This window comes from Novosphingobium lentum NBRC 107847, from assembly GCF_001590965.1.
In the GTDB taxonomy this organism is placed as follows: Bacteria; Pseudomonadota; Alphaproteobacteria; order Sphingomonadales; family Sphingomonadaceae; genus Novosphingobium; species Novosphingobium lentum.
This window is the reverse complement of record NZ_BCTW01000006.1, coordinates 80,286-93,016: the sequence shown is the minus strand read 5'-3', so window position 1 is coordinate 93,016 and position 12,731 is coordinate 80,286. Positions and strand designations below refer to the sequence as shown.

12 protein-coding genes are annotated in these 12,731 nt (G+C 67.7%); 9 read left to right on the top strand and 3 right to left on the bottom strand.

Annotation, left to right across the window (positions count from 1 at the left end; genetic code table 11):
• Positions 1–55: 55 nt before the first annotated feature.
• Positions 56–946 carry a prephenate dehydratase gene (locus NL2_RS06805; RefSeq protein WP_068073271.1) on the bottom strand — a complete coding sequence of 297 codons (891 nt, stop codon included), beginning with the start codon at positions 944–946 and terminating at the stop codon, positions 56–58.
• A 162-nt stretch (positions 947–1,108) separates the two neighbouring features.
• Between NL2_RS06805 and NL2_RS06800 the strand changes: the two genes are divergently transcribed.
• Positions 1,109–1,783: a c-type cytochrome gene (locus tag NL2_RS06800; RefSeq protein WP_068073269.1), complete on the top strand. Its 675-nt coding sequence runs from the start codon at positions 1,109–1,111 to the stop codon at positions 1,781–1,783.
• A 39-nt stretch (positions 1,784–1,822) separates the two neighbouring features.
• Here NL2_RS06800 and NL2_RS06795 read toward each other — a convergent pair whose 3' ends face one another.
• Together NL2_RS06795 and NL2_RS06790 are read right to left on the bottom strand one after the other, a co-directional pair.
• On the bottom strand, positions 1,823–2,134 hold the full coding sequence (locus NL2_RS06795) for a hypothetical protein (protein WP_068073267.1): 312 nt from the start codon (positions 2,132–2,134) through the stop codon (positions 1,823–1,825).
• Positions 2,135–2,316: 182 nt separating this feature from the next.
• Positions 2,317–2,652 carry a hypothetical protein gene (locus tag NL2_RS06790; protein ID WP_068073265.1) on the bottom strand — a complete coding sequence of 112 codons (336 nt, stop codon included), beginning with the start codon at positions 2,650–2,652 and terminating at the stop codon, positions 2,317–2,319.
• 248 nt (positions 2,653–2,900) lie between these two features.
• Here NL2_RS06790 and NL2_RS06785 point away from each other — a divergent pair, with 248 nt between their 5' ends.
• The 8 genes from NL2_RS06785 to NL2_RS06750 all read left to right on the top strand — a co-directional run bounded on the left by NL2_RS06785 (position 2,901) and on the right by NL2_RS06750 (position 12,674).
• Entirely contained in the window at positions 2,901–3,959 is a 1,059-nt protein-coding gene (locus NL2_RS06785) for an ArsR/SmtB family transcription factor (RefSeq protein ID WP_068073263.1), read from the top strand.
• Entirely contained in the window at positions 3,956–4,897 is a 942-nt protein-coding gene (gene metF / locus NL2_RS06780; protein WP_068073261.1) for a methylenetetrahydrofolate reductase [NAD(P)H], read from the top strand. Before NL2_RS06785 ends, metF begins: the two co-directional genes overlap by 4 nt.
• On the top strand, positions 4,894–5,940 hold the full coding sequence (locus NL2_RS06775; RefSeq protein ID WP_068073259.1) for a homocysteine S-methyltransferase family protein: 1,047 nt from the start codon (positions 4,894–4,896) through the stop codon (positions 5,938–5,940). Before metF ends, NL2_RS06775 begins: the two co-directional genes overlap by 4 nt.
• 111 nt (positions 5,941–6,051) lie before the next feature.
• Positions 6,052–8,700 (top strand): methionine synthase, encoded by a 2,649-nt coding sequence (metH, locus tag NL2_RS06770; protein ID WP_068073257.1) that lies wholly within the window; start codon positions 6,052–6,054, stop codon positions 8,698–8,700.
• Positions 8,701–8,722: 22 nt separating this feature from the next.
• Positions 8,723–9,190: a GreA/GreB family elongation factor gene (locus NL2_RS06765; RefSeq protein ID WP_068073255.1), complete on the top strand. Its 468-nt coding sequence runs from the start codon at positions 8,723–8,725 to the stop codon at positions 9,188–9,190.
• Positions 9,191–9,492: 302 nt separating this feature from the next.
• On the top strand, positions 9,493–11,289 hold the full coding sequence (recQ, locus tag NL2_RS06760; RefSeq protein ID WP_068073254.1) for a DNA helicase RecQ: 1,797 nt from the start codon (positions 9,493–9,495) through the stop codon (positions 11,287–11,289).
• Between the two features lie 32 nt (positions 11,290–11,321).
• Positions 11,322–11,573, top strand: a complete 252-nt coding sequence (locus NL2_RS06755) for a hypothetical protein (protein WP_068073252.1) — start codon at positions 11,322–11,324, stop codon at positions 11,571–11,573.
• An 87-nt stretch (positions 11,574–11,660) separates the two neighbouring features.
• A complete protein-coding gene (locus NL2_RS06750; protein ID WP_245647602.1) occupies positions 11,661–12,674 on the top strand; it encodes a right-handed parallel beta-helix repeat-containing protein in 1,014 nt (337 codons plus the stop codon).
• Positions 12,675–12,731: the final 57 nt, after the last annotated feature.

Here is a 12,731-nt window from a genome sequence, read left to right as displayed (position 1 = left end):
TGCACTGCCGGGCGAGGCAAGATCGATCCGGTCAGCAATGGGCCGACCCGGGCCATCACCCCCGCTCGCGTTCCTGCGGATACGTTCCCAGGATGCGCAAGTGCTTGGCGTAATAGTCCAGCTCCTCCAGCGCGCGGTCGACCGCCGGATCGCCCGGCGCGCCCACGATATCGGCGAAGAATTCGGTGGCGGCAAAGCTCGCGCCGCGCTGGTAGCTTTCCAGCTTGGTCATGTTGACGCCGTTGGTCGCGAACCCGCCCAGCGCCTTGTACAGCGCGGCGGGGATGTTGCGCACCTCGAACACGAAGGTGGTCATTGCCGGACCGCTCAGCGTGCCGGGCGCCAGCGGGGCGGTGGCCAGCATCACGAACCGCGTCATGTTGTCGTGCGCGTCCTCGACGTTGTCTTCGATCACCTGCAGGCCATAAAGATCCGCGGCGATGCGGGGCGCGATCGCGGCGACGGTCGGGTCGGCCATCTCGGCGACATAGGCCGCAGCCCCCGCGGTATCGGCATAGGACAGCGGCACGATGTTGCGCGTGCGCAAGTAATGGCGCGACTGGCCCAGCGCCTGCGGATGGCTGTAAGCGCCGGTGAATGGCCCCGGCCCTGTCGCCATCAGCGAATGGTGGATCGCCATGAAGTGCTCGCCCACGATCGACAGGTCGCTTTCGGGCAGCAGGAAGTGGATGTCGGCGACGCGGCCGTGCTGCGAATTTTCGATCGGGATGATCGCGCGGCCCGCGCGCCCGTCCTTCACCGCATCGAGCGCATCCTCGAACGAAAAGCACGGCAGCGGCAGGCTGTCGGGCATCGCCTCGATCGCCGCGCGGTGCGAATTGGCGCCCGGCGCGCCTTGGAACGCCACCGCGCGCTGCGGGGCGGCGGCGGCGGCGGCGGCCATTTTTTCGACCAGGGCGAGCGCGGGGGCGGGGTAGCTTTGCATGGTCCGGGCGATTAGGCACCGTACAACAGCCGGGCAAGTCTCAATCGCCTGTCTCGATACAAGTCTCAATCGCTCTTGCGCGTGGCGCAGGTGCTGACTAGAGCGAGCGCGAATTGCGCGGGGGCCGGCAGGGTGCCGGCGGGGCGCCGAGGGGCTTCGCAAATGGACGACCGGTTCAACACCATTGCCGGATGGACACTGTTCGGCGGAATCGTGGCGCTGGGCTTTGCCAGCATCAGCAGCCATTATTACGAGGCGGACAAGTCGCACCATCCCGAAAAGATGGGCTATGCCATCGAAGGTGTCGAGGCCGAGGGCGGCGGTGCTGCCGCTGAAAAGGCGCTGCCGCTGCCTCAACTGCTCGCCGCCGGCGACCCGGCCAAGGGCGAGGCGATCTTCGCCAAGTGCAAGGCGTGCCACACCATCGATCAGGGCGGCGCCAACGGCATTGGTCCCAACCTTTACGGCGTGGTCGGCGAAGGCGTCGCCTCGGGCCGTGGCGGCTTCGCGTTTTCGGATGCGCTGAAGAAGCACGCCGGCAAGTGGGATTTCGATACGCTCAACGAATGGCTGACCAGCCCCAAGAAGATGGCCGACGGCACCAAGATGTCGTTCGCCGGTCTGCCCAAGGCCGAAGACCGCGCCAACGTGATCCTCTATCTCAACAAGCAGGGCTCGAACCTGCCGCTGCCCAAGGCCGACGCGGCCCCGGCTGCGGCCGATGCCAAGGCCCCTGCGGCCGATGCGAAGGCCGACCCCAAGGCCGCCGCCGCAGCACCTGCCGCCGGCGCGAAGCCCGCTGCCGCAACTCCGGCGGCCGCGCCCGCCGCCAAGTAAGCCGTCCGCCCGCGGCCGCTGCGCCTGGTCCGGCCGCGCCTATGGGTGGGTGGTGGCCCGGGCCGTGGCCGATGGCGCGGCTGCGGTTTTCGCGCCCGCCGCCGCACCTGACCCAGCGGTCGGACTTGGCTGAGCGTTGTGTCCCGCCAGCGTCGCGGGCGGTGCATCGGGGTGCGGATCGGGCTGGACCGGCATTTGCCGCGCGTCGAGCATCTGCGCCGCATCGTCGAGCGCGCGCGCCTCGCCCACGGTGACCCCGCCGGGGCCGGGATCGTTGTCTTTCGACTGGCAGCCGGGCAGCGCCAGAATGAGCGCGGCAAGGGTCAGGGCAGGGCGGATCGCGATGGTCATGTCCCGGTAACCTCTACCGCCGGATCGCTGTGGTGCAAGCTGCGCGCGGCAGGCAGTGCCCGGCAGGCGGGGCGCCAGCGCAAAGAAAAAGGGCGGAAGCCGCAAAGCTCCCGCCCTCATTCCGTAAATTCGATGACGCCAGCCGCGATCGCTCCAGCGGAGCGGGGCCGGACCGCGTCGAATTACATCTTCTTGGCAGCATCCGTCGCCTTGGCAGCGGCGTCGGTGGCCTTGGCTGCAGCGTCCTTGGCAGCGTCGGCAGCACCCTTGGCGCTGTCGGCAGCCGACTTGGCGGCGTCGGCGGCACCCATCGCGGCGCCCGAAGCGTCGGCGGCCGGAGCGGCCATGGCGTCGGCAGCAGCAGGAGCCGCCATCGAAGCGTCGCCCGTGGGCATTTCGTCAGCCGGCATCTCGACGTTGTCGGCAGCCGAAGTCTCGGCAGCGTCGTCGGACTTGCCACAGCTGGCCAGCGCCAGCGCAGCGACGGACGCGAATGCGACGTAAGCGATCTTCTTCATAGGGGGCCCTCTTTCAAAAAAAACCAGCCGGCCGCACATCGGTTCTGGCCGATCGGTGCCGGGTTCGGAGCGCGCGTTTTATCGGCAGGGGATGACGAAAGCAAACGCCAAAATTGGCCAGACGTTCACGTGCCGGACATGTTTCGGTAATCTTGCGGAACACCTGGACGACCACGTTGCGCGATCCACCGATCGTACCAGATGATATAAAGACTTCTTTATATTGCCTTATATAAAGAAATCTTTATATGGTGTTCCCGATGCTCACGCTCGATATCCTGCGCGGCTTGGCCGACCCGACGCGATTGCGCATCATGCGGCTGCTCGCCAGCATGGAACTGGCGGTGGGCGAACTGGCGCAAGTGCTGGAACAAAGCCAGCCACGCGTATCGCGCCATGTCAAGATCCTGTGCGACGCCGGGTTGGCCGAACGCCGCCGCGAAGGCGGCTGGGTGTTCCTGCGCGCCGCTGTCGGCGAAAGCGCGGTTACGGCAGATGTGCCGCCCCCGCTCGGCGTCGCGGTGGCGCGGATGCTCGCCGTGGCAGAGCGCGAGGACCAGGCGTTTGCCCGGCGCTGCGCCGAAGACCGCGAGCATCTCGACGCGATCCGGTCCGCGCGCGAAGGCAGCGCGGCCGACTATTTCGCGCGCCATGCCGAACAGTGGGACGAACTGCGCAGCCTGCACATCGCCGATGGCCCGGTCGAAACCGCGCTGGCCGATCTGCTCGGGCAAAGCCCGCTGGGTCGCCTGCTCGATGTGGGTACCGGCACCGGACGCATGGCGCAGATTTTCGCGCCGCGCGCCCAGCGCACCACGGCGGTGGACAAAAGCCCCGAAATGCTGCGCATCGCCCGCGCCCGGCTGCAGCATCTGCCCGCCGGATCGGTCGAACTGGTGCAGGGCGATTTCACCGCGCTGCCGTTCGCCGACGGTAGTTTCGACACGGTTCTGTTCCACCAGGTGCTGCACTATGCGCAAGCGCCCGAACTGGTGCTGGCCGAAGCCGCGCGCGTCACCGCGCCGGGCGGGCGCATCGCCATCGTCGATTTCGCCGCGCATGATCGCGAGGAATTGCGCCACAACCACGCGCACGCGCGGCTCGGTTTCGCCGACAGCCAGATCGCCGCGATGCTCGGCGACGCCGGCTTCGTGCCCGATGGCGAGCGCGCGCTGGCGGGCCATGAGCTGATCGTCAAGCTGTGGACCGGCTTGCGCCGCGATGACAGCATCGCGCACCTCGATCCCCTCCATGCCCGGCGCGGCAGCGCTCCGCCGCCGTCCACCAGAAAGGCCGCCCAACCGTGATCGCGAGTTATGACCAGTTGCGCGAGGCGCGCACAGCGCTCGACACCCCGCTGTTCGGCGGATTGCCCGGCGATATCGCGGTGTCGTTCGAGTTCTTCCCGCCCAAGACCGAGAAGATGGACGCGCTGCTGTGGGAAGCGGTGACGCAGCTGGCCCCGCTGGCCCCGCGCTTCGTGTCGGTGACCTATGGCGCGGGCGGCTCGACCCGCGAGCGCACCCACGCCACCGTCGCGCGGATCATCGCCGAGGCGCGCCTGCCTGCGGCCGCACACCTCACCTGCGTGGATGCGACCAAGGACGAGATCCGCGAAGTCGCCGAACAGTACTGGACCGCAGGTGTGCGCCACATCGTCGCGCTGCGCGGTGATATGGGCGAACCGGGCGCGCCGTTCGTGCCGCACCCGCAAGGCTATGCCAACGCTGCCGAACTGGTCGCAGGGCTGAAGACCATCGCCCCGTTCGAAATCTCGGTCGCCGCTTATCCCGAAATGCACCCCGACAGCGCCAGTGAAGCGGCGGACCTCGACAACCTCAAGCGCAAGCTCGATGCCGGGGCCAGCCAGGCGATCACGCAGTTCTTCTTCTCGCCCGAAGTGTTCTTCCGCTTCCGCGACAAGCTGGCCGCCGCCGGGATCGACGCGCCGATCCTGCCCGGCATCCTGCCGGTGTCCAACGTGGCGCAGGCGCGCAAGTTCGCCGCGGCGTGTGGCGCGCAGATCCCGGCGTGGATGGACGGGCTGTTCGAAGGGCTCGACACGCACCCCGCCGCGCGCCAGCTGGTCGCCGCGACCGTCGCCGCCGAATTCTGCCGCCGACTTTATGCAGGTGGCGTGCGCGATTTCCACTTCTATACGCTCAACCGCGCCGAGCTGGCTTATGCGATCAGCCACCTGCTCGGCCTGCGTCCCGACAAGTCGACCCTGGAGAAAGCCGCATGAGTGCCCGTGACAACCTGCTCGCCCAGGCGGCGCAGCGCATCCTCATCACCGATGGCGCGTTCGGCACCGAGATCCAGAACTGGAAGCTCAAGGGGGCCGACTATGCCGGCGACCTCGGGTTGACCCACGACCAGAAGGGCAACAACGACATCCTCGCGCTGACCAAGCCCGAAGTGCCCGAAACCATCACCCGCGAATATCTCGATGCCGGATCGGACATCGTCTCGACCAACACGTTCTCGGCCAACCGCATCAGCCAGGCCGATTACGGCGCGGAACATCTGGTGGTCGACATCAACCTCGCTTCCGCCCGCATCGCCCGCCGCCTGGCGGATGAGTACGCCGCGAAAGATGGCCGCCCGCGCTTTGTCGCCGGCGCGATCGGGCCGACCAACAAGACGCTGTCGCTGTCGCCGGACGTCAACGATCCCGGCTATCGCGAGATCGATTTCGATTATCTCGCCGAAGTGTACCGCGAACAGGCCGCTGCGCTGGTCGAGGGCGGGGCCGACTTCATCCTGATCGAGACGGTGTTCGACACGCTGAACGCCAAGGCCGGGATCATGGCGGTGCGCCTGCTCGAACGCGAGCTGGGCCGCGAAGTGCCGATCATGCTGTCGATGACGCTGACCGACCTTTCGGGTCGCAACCTGTCGGGCCACACGGTCGAGGCGTTCTGGTACGCGGTGCGCCACGCGCGGCCGGTCACGATCGGGCTGAACTGCTCGTTCGGCGCATCGCAGCTGCGCCCGCACGTGCGCGTGCTGTCCGAAATCGCCGACACGCTGATCATGGTCTATCCCAACGCCGGCCTGCCCAACGAACTGGGCGAGTACGACGAGATGCCCGAAACCACCGCCGGCCTCGTTCACGAATGGGCCGAGCATGGTCAGGTCAACATCCTTGGCGGCTGCTGCGGATCGACGCCCGCGCACATCGCCGCGATGGCCAAGGCGGTTGCGGGGCTCACCCCGCGCAAGGCTCCGCAGCTTGCCCCGGTGACCTGCCTGGCCGGGCTCGAACCGTTCATCATGGCGGCGTAGGTTTCGTCGTCCCGGGCTTGACCCGGGACCGCTGGCCGACAGGTCCAGTCCGTTGGACACAGATCCCGGATCAAGTCCGGGATGACGCCTATAAAAGTTAGAGTAACCTTCATGACCGATACCGCAACACCCACCCGCTCCGGCTCGATGTTCGTCAACGTCGGCGAACGCACCAACGTCACCGGCTCGGCCGCGTTCAAGAAGCTGATCCTGGCGGGCGACTATACCAAGGCGGTCGAGGTCGCGCGCCAGCAGGTCGAGAACGGCGCGCAAGTGATCGACGTCAACATGGACGAAGGGCTGCTCGACGCGGTCTTTGCCATGACCACGTTCCTCAAGCTGATCGCGGCGGAACCCGATATCGCGCGCGTGCCGGTGATGATCGACAGCTCGAAATGGGACGTGATCGAGGCGGGCATCAAGTGCGTGTCGGGCAAGCCGGTGGTCAATTCGATCAGCATGAAGGAAGGCGAGGCCGCGTTCCTCGAGCATGCGCGCAAATGCATGGCTTATGGCGCCGCCGTGGTGGTGATGGCGTTCGACGAGCAGGGCCAGGCCGATACCAAGCAGCGCAAGGTCGAGATCTGCAGCCGCGCCTACAAGCTGCTGACCGAAATGGGCTTCCCGCCCGAGGACATCATCTTCGATCCCAACGTGTTCGCGGTGGCGACCGGGATCGAGGACCATGACCGCTATGCGCTCGATTTCATCGAGGCGACGCGCGAGATCAAGGCCAACTGCCCGCACGTCCACATCTCGGGCGGGCTGTCCAACCTCTCGTTCAGCTTTCGCGGCAACGAGACCGTGCGCCGCGCGATGCATTCGGTGTTCCTGTATCACGCGATCCCGGCGGGCATGGACATGGCCATCGTCAACGCCGGGCAATTGGACATCTACGACCAGATCGACCCGGTGCTGCGCGAGGCGTGCGAGGATGTGATCCTGCACCGCCGCGTCACCGTGGAAGGCGAGCAGACCGCGACCGAGCGCCTGATCGAGCTGGCCGAAAGTTACAAGGGCAAGGACGCCGTCGCCGAAAAGGCTGCCGAGGAATGGCGCGGTTGGGAGGTCGTGCGCCGGCTGGAGCATGCGCTGGTCAAGGGCATCGACGCGCATGTCGTGGCCGATACCGAAGAAGCGCGCGCCGAAATCTTCGCGCGCGGCGGCCGCCCGATCGAAGTGATCGAAGGCCCGCTGATGGCCGGGATGAACACCGTCGGCGACCTGTTCGGCGCGGGCAAGATGTTCCTGCCGCAAGTGGTCAAGTCCGCGCGCGTGATGAAAAAGGCGGTCGCGCACCTGATCCCGTTTATCGAGGCGGAAAAGCAGCCCGGCGCGCGCGCCAAGGGCAAGATCATCATGGCCACGGTCAAGGGCGACGTCCACGATATCGGCAAGAACATCGTCGGCGTGGTGCTGCAGTGCAACGGCTACGAAGTGATCGACATGGGCGTGATGGTGCCGTGGTCGAAGATCCTCGAAACCGCCAAGACCGAAGACGTCGACATCATCGGCCTGTCGGGCCTGATCACTCCCAGCCTCGACGAGATGGTCACCGTGGCCGAGGAAATGAAGCGGGCAGGGATGAAGCTGCCGCTGCTGATCGGCGGCGCGACCACCAGCAAGGTCCACACCGCGCTGCGCATCGATCCGGCGTATGACGGCCCGGTGATCCACGTGCTCGACGCATCGCGCGCGGTGGGCGTCGCCAGCCAGCTGCTGTCCGATACGCAGGCCGACGATTTCATCACCACCACCGCCGCCGATTACCAGCACGTGCGCGATGTGCGCGCGGGCAAGGAACAGTCGATCCTGCTCAACCTGGCCGACGCGCGCGCCAATGCGTTCAAGGCCGACATGAGCGAAAAGGCACCGCCGCCCGAACAGCCCGGCGTCCACCGGTTCGACGACTGGGATCTGGCCGAATTGCGCGCCGGCATCGACTGGACGCCGTTCTTCCGGGCGTGGGAACTGGCGGGCAACTACCCCGCGATCCTCGACGATGAGGTCGTGGGCGAAAGCGCGCGCGGACTGTTCGCCGATGCGCAGGCGATGCTCGACAAGATCGTGTCGGAAAAGTGGCTGACCGCGCGCGGTGTCGCCGGGTTCTGGCCGTGCCGCCGCGAGGAGGACGACGTGATCCTCCACCTCGTCGAGGAAGAACGCAACGTGCGCCTGCCGTTCCTGCGCCAGCAGATCCGCAAGAGCCGCGACCGCGCCAACTTCTGCCTCGCCGATTTCATCGACCATGATGGGGACTGGCTGGGCGGCTTCGCGGTGGCGATCCACGGCATCGAGCCGCACCTCGCCGCGTTCCAGGCGCAGCACGACGATTACAACGACATCCTGCTCAAAGCGCTGGCCGACCGGTTTGCCGAGGCGTTCGCCGAACGGCTCCACCAGCACGTGCGCACCACGCTGTGGGGCTATGCGCCGGGCGAGCAGCTGACCAACGAGGCGCTGATCAAGGAACAGTATCGCGGCATCCGCCCCGCGCCGGGCTATCCCGCGTGCCCCGATCACAGCCTCAAGCCCATTTTGTTCGATCTGCTGAACGCGGGCGAGAACGCCGGGATCGTGCTGACCGAAAGCCAGGCGATGCTGCCCACAGCGGCGGTTTCGGGGTTCTACTTCGCGCATCCCGAAAGCCAGTACTTCGGCGTCGCGCGCATCGGCCGCGACCAGCTGGAAGACTACGCGGCGCGGCGCGACATGCCGATCGACGAGGCAACGCGCTGGCTGCGCCCGAACCTGGACTGACCATGGCGCAGCGGACCCACCGATGAGCGTCGCTTTCCGCCGCGAAGGCGACGAGGAGCATCTCGAACCCACGTTCGAGCTGCCGATCCCGGCCGGCCGCAACCTTGTCACGCCGCGCGGCAAGGCGCTGATCGACGCGCGTGTCGTGCAGATCGAGGCGCAACTGGCGGGGCTGACCGACGAAACCGCGATCAAGGCGGCCAAGCGCGACTTGCGCTACTGGCAGACGCGGCAGGTGACGGCCGAGATCGTGCCGGTGCCCTCTGGCGCAACGGTCGAGATCGGTACCACGGTCACGTTCCTGCACAATGGCAAGCCACGCACCCTCACCATCGTCGGCGACGACGAGGCCGACCCCGCCGCCGGTCTGGTCAGCTTCTCCGCCCCGCTGGCGCGCGCACTGATGGGTGCGGAGGCGGGCGAGTTCCTGCCGTTTGCGGGAAAGGACGATGCGCTGGAGGTGGTGGGGATAGTGGTCGTGGCCGGCTAAGACGGACATCCGCGTGCGTCCCCGCGAAGGCGGGGACCTCAGGCGTTGAAGCACCCATCATCCGCCCCCGCATGAGACCCCCGCCTTCGCGGGGGATCTCAGGTTTTGCACAACCCGTTCGATCGACGCACTCCGCAGCGGGGAAAACCCGCCAACAGGTTTTCCTACTCGCCGCCGATCTGCCATAGCGGCGGCGATGCCTGCCAACCTGCCCCCCGCCGCTGCCCGTCCGCACCCGATCGCCGCCCGGACCGAGCCGCGTGCCGCAACGGGAGGCCGGGGTGCGAACTGAAGCTCTACCGGTGTCAACTTCGTCAACTTCGACAGATTTCGCGCTGGAAAGCTTAACGCGCACGTTCGGGTTCGCGGCGTTTCGCGGGCGGCAGGAAGAAGTCGTGCGCCGCGTGCTGGCGGGCGAATCGACGCTGGCGGTGATGCCGACCGGCGCGGGCAAGTCGTTGACCTACCAGTTGCCCGCGGTGATGCTGGAGGGGACGTGCGTGGTCGTCTCGCCGCTGATCGCGCTGATGCACGACCAGTTGCGATCGGCCACCGCCAACGGCATCCGTGCCGCCACGCTCACCAGCGCCGACACCAACCGCGACGAAACGATCGAGCGCTTCCGCGCCGGCGAGCTCGACTTGCTCTACGTCGCGCCCGAACGCGCCAGCCAGCCGCATTTCCGCGATCTGCTGACGCGAGCGCCGGTGTGCCTGTTCGCCATCGACGAGGCGCATTGCGTATCCGAATGGGGCCACGATTTCCGCCCCGACTACCGCCTGCTGCGCCCGATGCTCGATGCGTTTGCGCATGTCCCCCGGCTGGCGCTGACCGCGACGGCGGACGAGCACACCCGCGCCGACATCCTCGCCCAGCTCGGCATTCCCGACGAGGGGCTGATCGTTGCCGGGTTCGACCGGCCCAACATCCGCTATGCCATCAGGCCGCGCGACGGCGCGCTGCGCCAGATTGCCGCGCTGATGGAGGCCGAGCCCGGCCCCGGCATCGTCTATGCGCAGACCCGCGCGCAAGTGGAAAAGCTGGCGCAGCAGCTCGCCACGCCGGGCCGCCGCGTGCTGCCGTATCATGCCGGGCTGCCGCCCGAAGTGCGCGCCGCCAACCAGGCGGCGTTCGTCGCGTCGGAAGACATGGTGATGGTCGCCACGGTCGCGTTCGGCATGGGCATCGACAAGCCCGACGTGCGTTTCGTCGCCCACGCCGGGCTGCCCAAGTCGATCGAGGCATATTACCAGGAAACCGGGCGCGCCGGGCGCGATGGCGATCCCGCGCAGGCGCTGCAGCTGTGGGGTGCCGACGATTTCGCCCGCGCCCGCCAGCGCCTGTCGGAAGTAGAGGACGCGCGGTTACCGGGCGAGCGGGCACGGCTGGCGGCGCTGGGCGCGCTGGTCGAGACCGCCGGATGCCGCCGCGCCGTGTTGCTGCGCCATTTTGGCGAGAGCCCGCCCGAGAACTGCGGCAACTGCGACAACTGCCTTGAACCGCCCAAATCGGTCGATGCCAGCCTGGTCGCGCAGAAATACCTGTCGGCGGTGTTCCGCACCGGGCAGACCTTCGGCGCGGGCTATGTCGAGGGCGTGCTGGCGGGGGTTTCGAGCGAGCGCAGCCGCAATGCCGGGCACGAGGCGCTGTCGGTATTCGGCATCGTCGAGGGTGAGGAAGCCGCGTTGCTGAAACCCGTCAACCGCGCGCTGCTGGTGCGCGATGCCTTGCGCACCACCGAACACGGCGGGCTGATGCTGGGTCCGCAGGCGCGCGCGATCCTCAAGGGCGAGGTCGAACTGGCGCTGATCGTGCCGCCCAAGAAGGACGGCGGGCGGCGGCGCAAGGGCGCGGCTGCGTCGGGCGCCGCGCTCAACCCGATGGGCGATCCGCTGTTCGAGGCGCTGCGCAGCTTGCGCCGAGAACTGGCGCAGCAGGCCGGCGTGCCGCCGTACGTCATCTTCCACGATTCGGTGTTGCGTGACATCGCCAGCGGCCGCCCCTCCAGCCGGGCTGAATTGGGCGCGATCGGCGGGGTCGGCACGCGCAAGCTCGATGCCTATGGCGATGCTTTCCTGCAGGTCGTGCGCCAGCATTGAACCGATTTGGCCAGAGGCGTATCATCCCGCCCATGACCGAACCCGAGGATCCCGCCTGGTTCGCGCCGAAGCGCTTCGGCTATGGCAGCGGCTTGCCGATCGTGTGGCAGGGTTGGGCGGTGCTGGGCGCGCATACCGCGCTGATCCTGCTCGTGTTTCTCAACTTGCGCGCCTATCCGCTGCCCTGCACGCTGGCGACCGGGGCGGTCGCGCTGGCCGCGGTGCCGCTGTACAAGGCGCGCACCCTGGGCGGCTGGCGCTGGCGCTGGGGCAAGGACGACTGAGCTGGCGATGCCGTCGGCACGCCGGGTTCTAACGCGCCATTAACCATTAAACGCTAGACCGGCTGCGAGTTTGCCGGAGTTCCGTCGATGCCCCGCACCGCCTATGCGCCGCCGCCGATGCTGGATCGCCACCGCCTGCTGCGCGTGCGCCTGCTGATGCTGGCCGCCGTGGTCGTCGCGGCGATCCCCGCCGGTCTGGTGCTGGCGCAAGATGCGCCGCATGCCGAGTTCGTGGGCGGGTTCACGCTGGAGCAAACCGGGCAGCGCTTTGCCACATTGCAGCGCGCGATCGACGCCATCGGCGACGGCGCGGGGACGATCGCCATCGGCCCCGGCACTTACCGCGAATGCGCGGTCCAGCAGCAGGGCGATGTCGCCTTTGTCGCGCAGGTGCCCGGGCAGGCGGTGTTCGACGGCGGCATCTGCGAAGGCAAGGCGGCGCTGGTGCTGCGCGGGCGCTCGGCCAAGATCAGCGGCATCGTGTTCCAGAACATGCGCGTGGCCGATGGCAACGGCGCGGGCATCCGGCTTGAACATGGCGACCTGTCGGTCAGCCAGAGCTGGTTCCGCGACAGCGAGGAAGGCATCCTCACGGCCGACGATCCGGGCGCGGCGATCCTCGTCGAGAAATCGACTTTTACCCGGCTCGGCCGCTGCGACCGGGGCTTGAGCTGCGCGCATTCGATCTATGTCGGCGATTACGGCGCGCTGACCGTGCGCCAGAGCCGCTTCGAGGCCGGGCGTGGCGGGCACTACGTCAAAAGCCGCGCCGCGCGGATCGAAGTCACCCAGTCGAGCTTCGACGATTCGGCGGGCCGGGCCACCAACTACATGATCGACCTGTCGGGCGGGGCGACCGGCACGATCACCGGCAACTGGTTCGTGCAGGGACAGGACAAGGAAAACTACAGCGCGTTCATCACCAACGCGGCCGAGGGCCACGCCCACAGCGCCGAAGGGCTGGTGATTGCGGGCAACGACGCGCGGCTGGCGCCGGGCGTGTCGCGCAGCACGGTGTTCGTGGCGGACTGGTCGGGTGACGGCTTGCAGATCGGCGCGAACACGCTGGGCAGCGGCCTGGCGCGCTTCGAGAAGCGCTGAACCCAAGGTGGCAAGGCCGGGGGTTGTCGCGCAGGCTGCGCGACACTAAGTCGGCAA

Bases quoted from the DNA above. Each gene is read 5' to 3' on its own strand.
- NL2_RS06805 (WP_068073271.1), bottom strand. From the start codon at position 946: ATGCAAAGCTACCCCGCCCCCGCGCTCGCCCTGGTCGAAAAAATGGCC.
- NL2_RS06800 (WP_068073269.1), top strand. From the start codon at position 1,109: ATGGACGACCGGTTCAACACCATTGCCGGATGGACACTGTTCGGCGGA.
- NL2_RS06795 (WP_068073267.1), bottom strand. From the start codon at position 2,134: ATGACCATCGCGATCCGCCCTGCCCTGACCCTTGCCGCGCTCATTCTG.
- NL2_RS06790 (WP_068073265.1), bottom strand. From the start codon at position 2,652: ATGAAGAAGATCGCTTACGTCGCATTCGCGTCCGTCGCTGCGCTGGCG.
- NL2_RS06785 (WP_068073263.1), top strand. From the start codon at position 2,901: ATGGTGTTCCCGATGCTCACGCTCGATATCCTGCGCGGCTTGGCCGAC.
- NL2_RS06775 (WP_068073259.1), top strand. From the start codon at position 4,894: ATGAGTGCCCGTGACAACCTGCTCGCCCAGGCGGCGCAGCGCATCCTC.
- metH (WP_068073257.1), top strand. From the start codon at position 6,052: ATGACCGATACCGCAACACCCACCCGCTCCGGCTCGATGTTCGTCAAC.
- NL2_RS06765 (WP_068073255.1), top strand. From the start codon at position 8,723: ATGAGCGTCGCTTTCCGCCGCGAAGGCGACGAGGAGCATCTCGAACCC.
- NL2_RS06755 (WP_068073252.1), top strand. From the start codon at position 11,322: ATGACCGAACCCGAGGATCCCGCCTGGTTCGCGCCGAAGCGCTTCGGC.
- NL2_RS06750 (WP_245647602.1), top strand. From the start codon at position 11,661: ATGCCCCGCACCGCCTATGCGCCGCCGCCGATGCTGGATCGCCACCGC.